This window comes from Siminovitchia thermophila (assembly GCF_016909185.1).
Taxonomy (GTDB): Bacteria; Bacillota; Bacilli; order Bacillales; family Bacillaceae_C; genus Siminovitchia; species Siminovitchia thermophila.
Genome location: NZ_JAFBFH010000006.1, coordinates 14468 through 29385, shown reverse-complemented (window position 1 = coordinate 29385; position 14918 = coordinate 14468). Strand labels below are relative to the sequence as shown.

At 44.4% G+C, this 14918-nt stretch carries 14 protein-coding genes and 2 pseudogenes; 1 reads left to right on the top strand and 15 read right to left on the bottom strand.

Annotated features, from left to right (window positions below; all coding sequences use genetic code 11):
- Positions 1-289: 289 nt before the first annotated feature.
- The 3 genes from JOC94_RS05785 to solA all read right to left on the bottom strand — a co-directional run bounded on the left by JOC94_RS05785 (position 290) and on the right by solA (position 4363).
- The gene (locus JOC94_RS05785) at positions 290-1984 is read right to left on the bottom strand and encodes a PucR family transcriptional regulator (RefSeq protein ID WP_077111931.1); all 1695 of its coding nucleotides are present in this window, start codon (positions 1982-1984) and stop codon (positions 290-292) included.
- 40 nt (positions 1985-2024) lie between these two features.
- On the bottom strand, positions 2025-3005 hold the full coding sequence (eutB, locus tag JOC94_RS05780; RefSeq protein ID WP_077111953.1) for a hydroxyectoine utilization dehydratase EutB: 981 nt from the start codon (positions 3003-3005) through the stop codon (positions 2025-2027).
- A 227-nt stretch (positions 3006-3232) separates the two neighbouring features.
- The gene (gene solA, locus JOC94_RS05775) at positions 3233-4363 is read right to left on the bottom strand and encodes an N-methyl-L-tryptophan oxidase (RefSeq protein WP_077111932.1); all 1131 of its coding nucleotides are present in this window, start codon (positions 4361-4363) and stop codon (positions 3233-3235) included.
- 260 nt (positions 4364-4623) lie between these two features.
- Here solA and JOC94_RS22830 point away from each other — a divergent pair.
- Positions 4624-4813: pseudogene (locus JOC94_RS22830) on the top strand (AAA family ATPase); the annotation flags it as partial.
- 450 nt (positions 4814-5263) lie between these two features.
- Here the strand turns inward: JOC94_RS22830 and JOC94_RS05770 are convergent.
- From JOC94_RS05770 to JOC94_RS05720, 12 genes and pseudogenes are all read right to left on the bottom strand, one after another.
- Positions 5264-5893 carry a nucleotidyltransferase family protein gene (locus tag JOC94_RS05770; protein WP_077111935.1) on the bottom strand — a complete coding sequence of 210 codons (630 nt, stop codon included), beginning with the start codon at positions 5891-5893 and terminating at the stop codon, positions 5264-5266.
- Positions 5894-5907: 14 nt separating this feature from the next.
- A complete protein-coding gene (locus JOC94_RS05765; RefSeq protein WP_236016991.1) occupies positions 5908-6732 on the bottom strand; it encodes an XdhC family protein in 825 nt (274 codons plus the stop codon).
- Between the two features lie 21 nt (positions 6733-6753).
- Positions 6754-7083, bottom strand: coding sequence for an XdhC family protein (locus JOC94_RS22825; RefSeq protein WP_236016990.1), 330 nt, complete (start codon positions 7081-7083; stop codon positions 6754-6756).
- Positions 7084-7198: 115 nt separating this feature from the next.
- Positions 7199-7357 carry a hypothetical protein gene (locus JOC94_RS05760; RefSeq protein ID WP_171973909.1) on the bottom strand — a complete coding sequence of 53 codons (159 nt, stop codon included), beginning with the start codon at positions 7355-7357 and terminating at the stop codon, positions 7199-7201.
- An 827-nt stretch (positions 7358-8184) separates the two neighbouring features.
- Entirely contained in the window at positions 8185-8421 is a 237-nt protein-coding gene (locus JOC94_RS05755) for a hypothetical protein (protein WP_077111936.1), read from the bottom strand.
- A gap of 84 nt (positions 8422-8505) precedes the next feature.
- Positions 8506-9972, bottom strand: coding sequence for a sodium:solute symporter family transporter (locus JOC94_RS05750; protein ID WP_171973910.1), 1467 nt, complete (start codon positions 9970-9972; stop codon positions 8506-8508).
- A gap of 12 nt (positions 9973-9984) precedes the next feature.
- Positions 9985-10398 carry a hypothetical protein gene (locus JOC94_RS05745; RefSeq protein WP_077111938.1) on the bottom strand — a complete coding sequence of 138 codons (414 nt, stop codon included), beginning with the start codon at positions 10396-10398 and terminating at the stop codon, positions 9985-9987.
- A gap of 141 nt (positions 10399-10539) precedes the next feature.
- Positions 10540-10746 (bottom strand): annotated as a pseudogene (locus tag JOC94_RS23485) (amidohydrolase family protein); the annotation flags it as partial.
- A 202-nt stretch (positions 10747-10948) separates the two neighbouring features.
- On the bottom strand, positions 10949-12478 hold the full coding sequence (locus JOC94_RS05735; RefSeq protein WP_077111940.1) for an acyl-CoA carboxylase subunit beta: 1530 nt from the start codon (positions 12476-12478) through the stop codon (positions 10949-10951).
- A 22-nt stretch (positions 12479-12500) separates the two neighbouring features.
- Positions 12501-12713, bottom strand: a complete 213-nt coding sequence (locus JOC94_RS05730; protein ID WP_077111941.1) for an acetyl-CoA carboxylase biotin carboxyl carrier protein subunit — start codon at positions 12711-12713, stop codon at positions 12501-12503.
- 25 nt (positions 12714-12738) lie between these two features.
- A complete protein-coding gene (gene accC, locus JOC94_RS05725; RefSeq protein ID WP_077111954.1) occupies positions 12739-14091 on the bottom strand; it encodes an acetyl-CoA carboxylase biotin carboxylase subunit in 1353 nt (450 codons plus the stop codon).
- 19 nt (positions 14092-14110) lie between these two features.
- Complete coding sequence (locus JOC94_RS05720) at positions 14111-14905, bottom strand: enoyl-CoA hydratase (RefSeq protein WP_077111942.1); 795 nt, start codon at positions 14903-14905, stop codon at positions 14111-14113.
- Positions 14906-14918: the final 13 nt, after the last annotated feature.

The following is a 14918-nucleotide window of genomic DNA, read 5'->3' as shown; positions in this document are numbered from 1 at the left end:
TTTGCCGCCTGCCCTTTTCAGCAGTACAGTACTAAAAAGATGTCAAGTACCGGCGCTCCCGTATCATCATGCCGGTGAAGATTTATGATGAATTTTGTCTTTATATGTAATTGTAAGTGCTTTCATTAGCCTTCATTATAAATAGTCGAAATGTAAAAAACATTATAAAATTTGTATGAACTTCATGGGCGTGTCTTTATACAATTTGATGAAAAGAACGCCATCGCCTAGTCCGTATGGCGTTCAGTATGAAAAAATCAGACAGGTCGAAAGCCTGTCTGATGAAAAGTCAGAGTGCAAGACGGTCTTTGTTTTCATTCATCCCGCTCATCCATATTTTAATACTGAAATCAAGCAAAAACATATCATCCGGATTCGTTAAAGAAAGATTTGTCAGTGATTCAATTTTTCGAAGTCTGTACAATAAAGATTGGCGGTGTAGATTTAACACGCGGGCAGCCTGGCTTACATTGCCGGAATTTTCGTTGTAAGCAATGAACGTGTTAATTAAATCCATTTCTCTTTTTTGATCATATTTGATTAATGGGGACAATGTGGAAGTGGCAATTTCACGTACTTCCTCGTTTTTGGATAAATGTAAAATAAGGCGGCTGATCCTTGTGTTGTCAAAGTGGTAGCGCTTTCCAATTCCTTTTTGTTTTCTTCCCACTTCCAAGGCGGAAAGCGCCTTCTGATAACTTCTGTAAAATGCCATTTTTCCATCTTGATGTTTTCCAATGCCCCACGAGATCACAAGCCCCGGCAACAATTTATTGAGTCTTCTCTCCACATGATCCAGAAATTGATTCATCGTCCCGTTGGAGGTGGATGGAGATGCGAATTCAGTTGTCTCCAGAAATATAACAAGTTTATCCACTTCTTGGGCATACATGACTTCCCGATGAACCGATTGCCCGGCATCAGCCAATTCACTCTCAATATACGTCATCATACTTTCAAACCATGAATGCTTCGTTTCATGGCTCGTCCCGCCATCTTTATAAAAAAGAGTATCTAAATTTTCCGGATAACCAATAATACACTCATATTTTAAATCGATATGAAAACCAAGACTCTTAGCCTTCTCTCGCAACGTTTTCTCCTCGGGCTCTTCTTCCGTCGTTAATGAGATGACAAATTCATTCTGCAAGAGACTTTTATTTTCGACAATGGCGGACTCACTCGTCAGCCACAATGCAGAAACCATTACCGCCTGTTCGATAATATTGACTTCCCTTAGTTTTATTTTATATGTTGATGAAGCAACGATAAAAAAATCCCCTTGCTCTTGTTCACTAGATTGAATTTTCATATGAAACAACTGAACTTCTTTTCCCTTTCCCCTACGTAATTTTGAAAAAATCGGGTGATGCGATTCTTCAGCTGCAAGATTTCGTTCCATACTTCTCCATAGACGGCGAACATGGTGAATATTGGCTGAACCTGCGATCACATGCCCTTTACGATTCATGACAATCACCGGCAGGCCTAATTCCTTCTCCACGACAGTGATGATTTCCGCAAAGGGCTTCTTTGTTAAAAACATTTCAATCAATTGTTGCTGAAATTCCTTCAATCTGATCAATTCATCGTGTTGAATATTGTTAATGGCGCTTGTCACTTCATGTATGATGTCTGCAAACCGAATTTCCCACGGCAAATCCACAATGACAAAATCTTTCATCTCTGCAAACTGGGTAATTTCTTCCGGTATTTTATTAATATAGTGGCCGGTAGCAATGGCCAAAGCGGATGCGCCTGACTCATACACATCTTTGCAAAATTCAAAGAAAGATTGCATATTCATATAACAGCCGATGCCCGTCGTTAAAACGAGTTCATTTTCTCTCACGAAATTTTCCACGGGACTTTCAATGACAGATACCCATTCTACTAGTTTCTTACCGACGACACCTTCACCAGTAATCACCTTGGCGGTCTCAAAAATTGGAAATTTCAATACATCTTCCAGTGACAGATTCAATGTTCACCCTCCCCCATGATGCGATGTAACCCAATGTGCGTTATTTTCGTTGATAGTCTTGAATCACCTTTGAAATAACAGAGAGATCTACATTATTTCCAGTTATAATCATTCCTGCTTTCATGCCTGTTACATCTATTTTTTTATTTAGCAGCGCGGCAACTCCGGTAGCGGCAGCCCCCTCTACAATCATCCGGTGTTCATCCGCCATAAAGCCCATGGCTTCGGCTATTTCTTCTTCAGATACGAGCACAAAATCATCTACGAGCTGTTTGACAATCTCAAATGTGTACGTATTGTCCAGCCCAATTCCCCCAAGCAAACTATCCGCAAGAGTGGGTTGTTCCTTTAAGATAACAGGCTTTCCTGCCCGGATGCTCTCAAACATGACAGGAGAACGCTCCATTGATACACCAATCGTTTTAATTTTCGGATTATATAATTTTAAAGCGGTTGCAACGCCGGCAAACAAGCCTCCCCCTGATATCGGGATGACAACAACATCAATGTCTGGCTCTTCTGCTGCCATTTCAAGGCCAATCGTTCCTTGTCCGGCGATTATAGCGGAATCATCAAAAGGTTTAATCACCGTCAAACCATATTTTTCCTCTAACTCATAACAATATGTTTCCGCATCATCTTGCCCTTCCCCGACAATTTCAACATGAGCCCCCATCCGGCGAATGGCATCCACTTTTGCTTTTGGAACACGATTGGATATGCAAACGGTTGCAGAAATCCCCCTTTTTTTAGCGACATAGGCGACAGCCAATCCATGGTTTCCTGTCGAAAACGTCGCAACTCCGCGCTTTTGTTCTTCATTTGACAATTGTAATATTTTATTGGCGGCACCCCTTACTTTAAAAGCACCAATTTCATGGAAGTTTTCAAGCTTCAAATAAACAGAGGAGCCGTATTGTTCCGATAGTTGAATGGATTGGAAAAATGGTGTGGGTTTTACTACTTGATAGACGCGTTTCTTTGCTTCTAAGATCAGTTGGAGTGTCATCTGTTTTCTCATTGAAGTTTGATCCAATCTGATTCCCTCCCTACAAATACAGAATGTTGTCTGGAATATTACTAATACTATCACAAGAAGTTTAATATATATAAGCTCATTTTAAACGGGAATATGTGGAGGTCATTGAATTCAATCAGGCGGTAGCTCCTTTCATACCCCTTTGATTCATATCCTGCCGATCGGAGGTTTGCGTCTCACTCCCAACCTCTCCGGATAAAAGAGGGTGCTCACACCCCCATTCTGCTGATTGAAAAGCCGGACAGATCGAAGCCTGTCTTCTTCCCCGCAGCCATTTCGCTTAATATTTCTCCTATAACACTCGCAAATTTGAATCCGTGTCCCGAAAATCCGCATGCCACTAAAATATGTTCACTCCCGGGAAGGCTGTCAATGATAAAGTCCGTATCAAGCGTGTTTGTATATGTACATGTTTTTCCTTGCTTATGGGGCATCTTTTGAGAGAGCATGCGTTGGGCAAACTCACTTACATCTTGTTCATCTTCAGGAAAAGCGCCAAATGCAGCCAATGCCTCATCCGGCAGAATCGGCCGGCCTCCATCATGGCGTCCTATTTTTACTCCGGAGCCGTGAACGCTCGGAAAACCATAGTATACCCCATCCGCCAAATCGAACGTAAAGCCCGGAAATTGTCCTGTCCGATACAGATGTTCATCCGAATGAAACCAAGAAAATGTTTTTCTGACAAGTTGCAGCGGTAATTGAAGATCCAAGTGTCTCAACACCGCATTCGTCCCTTTTCCAGCAGAAACAATCAGTTTTTCAGAACGGAATGTTTCTGTATTTGTGCGAACGGTAACATGAGAGTTTGTCGTTTCGATTGACTGAATGCGGGTATTCTTACGAATCTCTGCCCCTCTTTGAATAGCCAGATCACGGTAGGCTCGTACACATTTTTCACTCATCAATACGCCGGATTCATTTTCGAAGCATCCTATTAATCCATCAGGAATTTGAAATCCGGTCCATCTTTGGTTGACTTCCCGTGCCGATAGGACTTCCAGTGGAAGTGAATATTTCTTCGCGCTGTCGATGACATTTTGGACGAATAGCGAATCCGGCAAACCAACGTTCAACACGCCCGTTTTAAGGAAAAGCGTTTCGCCTGATTCTTTTTCCAATTGTCCCCATAGCTCCTGCGCGCGAAGTGCCATGGGAACATAACTCTCGCCTTCTCCATACGCATGGCGGATCAGCCTCGTTTCACCGTGATGCGCCCCTTCTGTATGAGGAGGATCATTGGCATCAACCAATAATACTTTTACTCCCTTGTTTGCGAGCTGAAATCCCGCAGCCATTCCCATTGAACCCGCACCTATAATAATAACCTCGTAGTCCATCAATCATTTCTCCTTTCTAACCGATTATATCTGTTTATACATTATTTTCGGGATTCTCATAACGTTTTCTAGTCTTATTACTTTCAAATGTGAAATGGTAGACGCCAAGTTTTTCCCCAGTTTCAAAAACTTCCAATCGCCCCGTCATTTTTGAGCATGGTAAGCCATTCCATACATTGATAGATTGATACCGCAAGTGACTCCATGTTTTTAAAAAGACTTGCACTGCTACATGGTCATATTCCATCTTGTAGTGATGAAAAATCTGCACATTTCTTGTTCGAGTGAATGGGATGGGAAAATCAATATTGTTGGAAGCGATTGCTGAAAAACATGAATTTCGTGCTGGCGGGAGATGTCCATGACTTTAAGTCAGCTCTCGGCGAATATTTAAAGCTTTCTTGGCTTCTTAAAATGACGAACGGTTTCTTTCAACGAGCAGAATCTTTTGTAAGGGCAAGCCCCATATTTTTGGGCCGTTTTCACGTATAAAGACCATTTGGAAGTTGCCATCCATACGTAGGAAGCCGACTTTCGCTCCATAAATTGATTCTTTTAACGGCTTTTTTGCGTGCCTGCTGAATTGTACAATAGCCGGACACCGCTCACAATAAAGATGGGAAAAAGTTTCAACCGTTTTCTATTCAGACACTTTGCTTTTGATACTGATGGCTGATCCAGATGGTTGGCTTGTTACATCACCTGCCAAAGCCCGCATGATCGACGAACTTCCCGATGGCTCGCCATTAGGCTGAACATTGATTGTAACGAACAGAGATGGTCTACGATGAAAATTGGCTTTAGAATACCATTCCACAAAAATCAAATAGTTCCCCCATTCATCTACACGCATTTATTTCATTTTGCCAAACATTCCACTATTCGGCAAACAGTTGTTATTCAGCCGTCCTCATCAAGGTCACCCTGTTTCAAAGCCTGTCTGTAGTCATCACGGGTATCAATATCTTTTACAATTCCCGAATCATGTACAAAGAGTTCTCTTTTCACCTTGATCATGTTTAGGAGAGCTCTGCCTCCTTGATCACCATCCAGAACCTCCAAGACGGCGTCGCGGAGATGACCGAAAAACACGGGATGTCCTCCTGTCTTTTGATAAACGGGCCGCATGACGAAAGGTTCCGAACTACATTTCAGCAGCCTTGCACCTTCATGAAATACGAAGCTGGTTGTATATTGGGAGATAAAGGGCAGGTCACCCAAAAAGACCATCACGCCCGGACCGTCTGTACTTATATGCTGAACTCCGGCTCTCAGACTTGAGCCTTGACCACTCCCATATTGTTTATTTTCGACCCATTTGAAGCGGGAGTCCCGTATATGAATAGTCCTTTTTATTTTATCGGCTTCATGGCCAATGACGGTGATCACTTCTGAAAAAGGATGATACAGCACCTTGTGAATGACATGGGACAACAAGGGCCGATCACCCCAATCAAGCAATTGTTTTGGCCGTCCCATTCGTGAAGAAGTTCCAGCCGCTAAAATAATGGCGCTGATTGAATCTTTCATTTGCTCTCCTTTTGTTACAATCTATTGATCATTTTTGAGGTACGGTGAATGTGAGGGGAATCTTGTAAAAAACCACCGGAATGGCCATTTTTAACCGCGATGATTTCAGCTAAAATGCTGATGGCAATCTCTTCAGGTGTCTCGGAGCCAATATCGAGACCAACCGGACTGTGCATCCGTTTCAGTGTCTCTTTTGCAAAAACATGCCCTTCTTCTTGCAACACCCGCAACATCCGCTCCCGTCTCCTTTTGGGACCGAGCACACCAATATATGGAGAGGGTGAGGGCAAGACAAATTTCAACGTCTCTTGATCCCTTTCCAGATGATGGTTCATCACAATTATATAAGTGCGATCCGTTATCCTAACTTGATCGGACACTTTACCTGCATCCGCCACAATTCTCTTTGCACCCGGAAATCTTTCCTCGCTATTATAGTAAGGTCTTGGATCGACTACAGTTGTTTTCCAACCAACAGATAAAGCATACCGGGCGACTGGAATGGCATCATGTCCAGCCCCAAAAATCATGATTTCAGACCGGGGAACGTATACATCCAAAAAAATGGGAAGTTCCCGGCCATCCGATAAAGAAATGATTACCGTTTCCGATTTGGGATTTCTTTGCTTTAACTTTTTCTTTGCCAACTCTATGATTTGCGTCTGCGCCTCCCCAACACCAAGACATCCAGCTAAAACTCCTTCCGGCGAAATGAATAAACGCCTTGAGCCGCCTTTAGAGGAAAAAGGAGCGGACATATCCAAACTGGTCGCGAGCACACAAGGTTTTTCGTCATTGATAAAAGCCAGCCAACGATCAAAAGCAGATGAATGATTCAAAGCATGCCCCTTCCTTCCAGATTATTCAGACGATGAAACAAGCTCTATGTGGATTTTAACCGTTCCCGGACAGCCAAGCCCCAACCCCCATACAACCTCTTCATCCAGATGATAGGTTTTCAAAACGGGTTGGCCGGTAGAGATCACCTCTTTCGCGGCTTCGGCTACATCCGCTTCCAGACAGCCGCCTGAAATCATCCCCGTCCTATTCTCATACTCATCAATCAACATCTTGGCCCCTTCACGGCGATAAGCAGATCCATATACTTTTACAACAGTGGCAATTGCCGATTTGATCCCCATTTGTCGTAATTGTAAAACTTGTTCCATGACCCGTTCATTTTCCGTCATCCCTATCATCCTCTCCTATACTGTTTCCAAGACATTGAAAAGAGGAAGATCACTCGCTATCATTCATCCTGGTTCAAAGCCTTCCAGTGTCAAAAGCGAGAGTTTCATATTATTTTTAATCGACGAATGTCTCCTGCTTCTTGTCAACATCCGGGAGCCATACACGCGGCAAAGTCGAATGTGAATCACCAATACAAATCCCGCGTCCCCCGTCATATGTAACATGGGACATGGACTCCGGCATTCTTGTAATGGTCGGGTTGCCTTCTTGCAATATAAATACTTCATAATTCGCAAATAATGACTATTGTCAGACACTGAACGGCTGGCGCCAACGTTTTTTTAAGACCGCCAGTTTGAAGACTGTTGCGTATTGTGTTACCAGCCGGTTTCCAGCTGCGGGATTGTTTTCTGTCCCTATTCGGCTTTTTTGTCAACACTTTTGCCACAGCGGTCATTCCTTCATACTCACCATCGGGATCGGAATATTATATGATTTGGCGGCTTGGTTCATTATATAATGGAAGCCAACCAAACAGACGCCGTGATGGTCACCTCTCGGCTTCTTCTTGATTATGTTGACTTACCTCCCTCTGAAGTGGTGCAATTTTGTTCCTTTTTATTACATTAAGAGTGACTGAATCAACGCTTATGGGGGCAAATCTCTGACTTCGAGCATAGAACGGAACAGTATACCCATCCGAACCTGCTGTCAGATCAACCGATTGAAAAATACCTTCACTCGCTTCTTGATACCCGATCAGGACCCCTTTCTCTCCAATAAAGATTTGCCAGATGCCACAACGTCACATTAAGCCGTTATTCCATCGGAAAATCCGGGTTCGTATGTTAACCAGCAAAAAGGCGTCCAAAAAGCCGATATTTTTTCGACCTGGACACCTATTTTTATAAAAAAGCATTCCTTCCCCTTCAGCCAACCATTTAAGATTTATGGTTGAAAAATTGGAGGGCTGTCCGAAAAATAATACTTCAGCTTGAAAATCCCAAAAAAACTAACCCCAGAATACCGTAAAATCAACTTTCTTGGGTTGAGCGCTTTTACTCTAAATGGGACTTTTTAGACAGCCCTGTCATCTTTATTCACGCTTTTTTAGCAAGCATTTCCGTCAATTTTACATTTCTTCCGGCTCGTTCTTCTTCACTGGCCAGGTCATACTTTTTCAACAGATGAAACAGTTCATTTAATGTGTTCTGTGAAAGTTTCTCCTGCAAAAATTGTTCTGTCCGATCAGCCAATTCTTTCGGCAAGAATGGTTTTTGGTCATCAAGCTTTTTTACAACATCCTCAAGCGAGTGATCTATTGGACATGTTCCCATTACAATTCACCTGCCTTCGACTTGTACTCTTCTTTCATCATAAAGAATTCAAGCCAAAAAAGATAGACTTTCGCCAATACCCCCTTACCCTTCCATCGCGTCGATAACCTGATTATCCAATGGAACGACAGATTCTTTTGTCAAAAGGGAAACGCCGATAAATACGATAATCGATACGGCAAAAGCAAATGCTCCGACAATAACACCTGAAGGCAAGATAGCCAAGTCGTATTTATTTAACATTTCCAGGGAGAAGTTTAGAAACAACCCGACGACAATGCTGGAAATAGCCCCGTATTTGGTAGCCTTTTTCCAAATTAACCCCAAAATAATGGGAGGGAATACGGCTGACGCGAATGTTCCCCAACCGAAGATGCCGAGCAATGCAACGAGTGTATCCATATAAAAAGAGAATAAAAGAGATAGTGTCAAAAGGCCAAGCACAGTCAACCGATTCCATAAAAGCTCATTCTTCACTTGTTTGTTGAAGGCCCGCGGAATATCCCGGATTAAGCTCGCGGCTCCAAGGGTAACAAAAGCCGAACCTGTTGACATGATCGCCGCAAGCAGTCCGGACAGAACAAGCCCTGCCACAATGGGCGGTGTAAAGTGCGTTACAAATGCTGTAAGCGACTCATCCGGAGTGGAGATAGCCGGAAATTTTCCTTGTATATCAAGAGACCTTGCCGTCAGCCCGATTCCAACGACCAACAGCGTTGTGAAAGCGTATGCAAGACCTGCCGTGAAGGCGCCCCACTTTAATTCTTTTTGGCTTTTAATCATCAAAAATTTATGAATGAAATGCGGCTGTCCTGCCGCTCCCAGGCTGAATAAAAAGAACCAGCAAGCGACGGTCATAATCGGATACGTACCGAATGACGAAGTTAATTGGGGATCAACGCTTTGCAGACTTTCGGAAATGTGTTGCACGCCGCCTCCGGCATGGATAGCCATAAAAAATACAACCAATGAAACAGCGACCATAATGACACCTTGAAAAAGATCCGTATAAACACTCGCTATGATCCCTCCGCCCACGCAATAAAATGCGAGAATACCCAATCCAATGATGGCGCCCAACTTGGGAGAAAGCCCAAAAATACTGTGCATAATAATGCCCATCGCCTGGACTTGTGTTCCCAAATAACCGATCACGCCAAAAATGATCGCCAATCCGAGCCAGCCGCGGACTGCTTTACTTTCGTATCTTTTTTCCACAATATCCCCGAGCGTATAAACTTCACCCATGCTGCCGATTTTCCAAATCCGCTTTCCTGCCAAATACCATGTCAACCCAAAGCCCAAAGAAGCCGAAATGCCGATTCCCGCAATAAATCCCATCCCATTGCTAAAAGTCAATCCGGTTCCCCCAAGCATTCCAAATCCGCTTTGAATCGAAGAAAACGCCGCAATCGCCATGACAAACATGCCCAAATTCCTGCCGGCAATTAAAAAATCACCCGCCGTTTTCGTTCTTCTCGTTGCCCATAATCCGATCAAAATACAAATTAACAAATAGATAGCGACAACTGTAATGATCGTAGTGCCCACTGACATCCCCCCTTACATGTTGATATTCTTTTGGCCATCTTGGCGCAGCTGTTGTGTGACGGAATCCTTTTGAAAGGTCAACGTATATAACAGACAAACAAGCACAGCAAGCGGCCAAATACCGAAAATATACAAAGCCATTGCCGGCGACAGGCCCCATATAAAGCCTTTTCCACCTGTCGGCGAATCCATCGTGATCACATCATGGAATATATACAAAAACAAATAAATAGCTGTAACCGTTACGGGAATCCAGATTTTACGGGGATTCCTTCTAATATCTTTTATCAGCCCCAAAAAGATGGCCAGCCCGACCATGATCAAAAAGGGATAAAGAACGGCCCTCCATGAATTTGTTACCATTCCAATCACCATCACAACAGCAAGCCCAAACAGGGCGTAAATGGTTTGATCAATTCGCGACATTATTTTCCTCCCTTTTCAATTTTTTTACTTCAGCAGTTGGCGGAAATGTTTCTTTTGCTTTATTCATTCGTTTGGCGCTTTGCTTTTCAGAAGTACTCATGCGATGCCTGAGGTTTTTTTGGATAGCCTCCACATTCATCGTTACAAGTTTGCCACTTCCTTTGAGGGCTTTTCCTTCCACAAAGACCGAGTCGACATTTCGAGGATGCGAATAGCAATAACAAGGTTATGAAAAGATGGAATATTCAGACCCTTATTTCGGATAGAAATGATATCCGCCTTCTTTCCCGGCTCTAAACTGCCGATTTTATGAACTGATCCAATGGATCGCGCTCCTTCAATAGTGGCAAATTCTACTGTTGCACGTGATGTGAATCAAGCTTGGCAGGTACTTTTCCTTGTTTTAACAGTAGCTCATTTTTTAGCGCGCGATCCATATCCTCATTTGTGAAAAAAAAATCGCGATTATACTTGTGACAACATTCGCAAACATTATTGAATATTCCGTATTTTTTGCATCCAAGGGTTCACATGGAACCCTTGAAGGCTTTTACACGGGATAAACCGGATGTTTCCGTTCAGAAAAAATCGTATGCTTTGACGAGTACGCCTCGAACCGTTGAATGAGTTCCCCGCGCAGAGAATTTGCTGGCACGATGCCGTCAATAATCATTTCCGAAGCCAGCTTGTATATATCAATTCCCTCTTTATAATCTTCTCTTTTTTGCTGGATAAAGGCATTTCGCTCACTTTCATCAAGCTCCGCGATTTTCTTAGCATAGACGGCGTTGACCGCCGCTTCCGGCCCCATGACGGCAATTTGGGCGGTCGGCAACGCCAGACAGCAATCAGGCTCAAATGCTGGACCGCACATCGCATATAATCCGGCGCCATATGCCTTCCGGACGATAATCGAGATTTTCGGCACTGTTGCTTCTGACATGGCCGAGATCATTTTCGCCCCGTGGCGGATAATTCCTTCCCGCTCCACTTTTGTTCCGATCATGAAACCGGGTACATCGACAAGGAACAAGAGCGGAATATGGAAGGCGTCACAAAGAGTCATAAATCGGGCCGCTTTGTCTGCCGAGTCGTGAAATAATACCCCGCCTTTCACCCGGGGCTGGTTTGCGATAATGCCGATCGGTTTTCCATCCAGGCGGGCAAGCCCTGTTATGATTTCGCCCGCAAATAACTTTTTAATTTCAAAAAATGAGTCCGCATCAATGATTCCTTCAATAAAATCATACATATTGAATGGCGCATTTTGATTTTCCGGAATGAGCTCCTCCAATGTTTTCTCCAATTGCTTTGCAGGAGTCGCCTCCCGAACAGGCGGTTTTTCCGAAAAATTCGCCGGAAAATATGAGAGATAGCTTTTGACCAGCTCGATGGCTTCTTCTTCATTTTGGGCCAATACGTCCCCACATCCCGATACCGAACAATGCATGCGGGCCCCGCCCATTTCTTCCAACGTCACTTTCTCGCCAATGACCATTTCCGCCATCCGCGGCGAACCGAGATACATGGAAGCATTTTTATCTACCATGATGACGATATCGCAAAAAGCGGGTATATAGGCGCCGCCAGCAGCCGATGGGCCAAACAACACACATATTTGCGGGATTTTCCCGGACAGTTTTACCTGATTGTAAAAAATTCTTCCGGCCCCCCGCCGTCCCGGGAACATGTCGACTTGGTCCGTAATTCTCGCACCTGCCGAATCTACGAGGTAAATAAGCGGAACCCTCATTTTTTCGGCCGTTTCCTGGATACGGATTATTTTCTCCACCGTTCTAGCGCCCCAGGAGCCGGCCTTTACAGTGGAATCATTTGCCATGACGCATACCGTTTGGCCGTCCATTTTTCCAACACCTGTCACTACACCATCTGCCGGCAGTCCCTCGGCCTCACAATTGGCAAACATGGCGTCTTCTAAAAATGAATCCGGGTCAAGCAGCAATCTTAAACGATCGCGGACAAAAAGCTTTCCGCGTTTTTCATTTTGTTCATGATATTTGGCGGCACCACCTTGCCGAATGGACTCCGCTCTTTCATCAAATGTTTTTTTTGACATCATGTACGGCTCCTTTGCAAAGAATTTACTCCAGCTCAATCAGTACGTCACCTTCATTGACAAAGTCACCTTCATTTACTTTTACTTCCTTTACGGTTCCGCCTGCTTCTGCTTGGATGGGAATTTCCATTTTCATTGATTCCAATATGACTACATCTTCTCCAGCTTCGATGCTATCTCCTTCTTTACAAAGAATCTTCCAGACGCTTCCAGCCATGCTGGCTACCACTTTACTCATCGCTGATTCCTCCTTTTATACGTTTTCACTTCGCTGTTTCGCCCTGCAAATACTGTTCTATGAAATTGGTTGTTGTTTCTCCCTGTTGAAAAGCGGGATGATCTGCTATTTTCCTGAGCAGAGGGATGTTTGTTTTAATCCCTTCCACCTCATAGGCTGACAGAGCATTTTGAAGTCTATTGATTGCTTCATCCCGGTCTTTTCCTTTTACAATCAGCTTCGCAATCATCGGATCATAAAAAGGGGTTACTGTTGATTCATGATGAACGCCGACATCATTGCGAACACCGGGGCCATCAGGAAAAACCAATTTCGTGATGTTACCAGGAGACGGGAAAAATGTCATCGGATCTTCCGCATAAATTCTCGCCTCAATAGCATGCCCTCTCGGATTGATATCCGACTGAGACATCGTCAAAGAATAATCAGCAGCCATTTTCAGTTGCTCGGCAACTAAATCGAGACCGGTAATTTCTTCCGTGACCGGATGCTCAACCTGAAGGCGGGTATTCATTTCAAGAAAGTAAAAATTCTTGTTCCGATCTACCAAAAATTCAACCGTGCCCGCATTGGAATATCCAATGGCCCGGGCCGCCCTGACAGCCGCTTCCCCCATTTTCTTTCTTGTTTCATCGTCTAGAAAAGGTGAGGGCGCCTCCTCAAGCACCTTTTGGTGCCGCCGTTGAATAGAGCATTCGCGCTCCCATAAATGAATAACATTGCCAAACTTATCTGCGAGAATTTGAATTTCAATATGACGCGGATTTTCAATATATTTTTCGATATACATGGCGCTGTCTCCGAAAAAGCTTGCTGCGCGTTTCTGATTTCCGGCAAAAGCTTTTCGCAATTCATCAGCATTACGGACAATTTGCATCCCGATCCCGCCGCCGCCGGCAGAAGCTTTTAACATAACCGGAAAACCAATTTCCTCCGCCGCCTGAACGGCAACTTCTTCATCCGCAAGCGAATGGGCAATTCCGGGAACAACCGGAACACCTGCTGCCTGCATTGCTTTTCTCGATTCAATTTTGCTGCCCATGCGGGCAATCACGTCTGAAGAGGGACCAATGAAAACAAGCCCCTCCGCTTCACACTGCTCGGCAAATGAGCTATTTTCCGAAAGAAAGCCATACCCTGGGTGAATGACATCCGCTCCGGATTTCCTGGCAACGTCTAACACTTTATCTGCATGCAGATAACTTTCAACAACCCTGGGGCCTCCCAACAAATAGGCTTCATCCGCCATTTTGATGTGCGGTGCGTCCGCATCTGCTTCTGAATAGATAGCGACTGTTTGAATACCCAACATTTGGCATGTTCGGATAATTCGAACCGCAATTTCCCCCCGGTTTGCAATCAACACTTTTTGAAACATAAATGAACACCGCCTTTCTTTACTGATGCGTAAAAGTGGGTCTTCTTTTTTCAATAAAGGCTGATACTCCTTCTTTCACATCTTCCGTTTGAAACACCTTTCCGAAATATTTGGCTTCCACTGCCAACCCTCTTTCAAGAGACTCATTCCGTCCCTCTGTGATGGCTTTTTTCATCAGGGACAAAGCAGGCAGGGAGTATCGGGAAATTTTTTCAGCCAGCTCTTGAGCTTTTTTTAAGGCCTTGCCCTGAGGAACAACAATATTGACAAGTCCGATCCGGAGAGCTTCACGAGCGGAAACTGGTTCACCGGTAAACATCAGTTCTTTTGCTTTCCCTTCCCCGACGAGTCTCGGCAGTCTTTGTGTGCCCCCTGCTCCCGGAAATAGCCCAAGCGTGATTTCGGGAAGCCCGATTTGCGCGTGCTCTTCCGCGATACGCAAATCACAAGCAAGGGCCAGTTCGCAGCCTCCGCCCAAGGCCAATCCGTTAATGGCCGCAATTGTAGGCTTTGACAACTGGTCGAGCAAATCGAAAGGGTGTTGAAGCCACTTCGATTTTTCTTCAGCCACTTCCTCTCCTTTACCGATCCAATCCGGAAACTCTTTGATGTTGGCTCCGGCAACAAACGCTTTTTCACCGCTTCCAGTTATGATGACTGCCCTCACTTGGGGATCTCCTTCCATTTTCTGCAACACACCGGTCAGTTGATTGACCACTTCCGCGCTTAGCGAGTTTACCGGCGGATGGTCGATTTCCAAGGTGGCGACCCCTTCATTATTCCATACACGCACCACTTGATCTGCAGACACCATTTTCACCCCATTC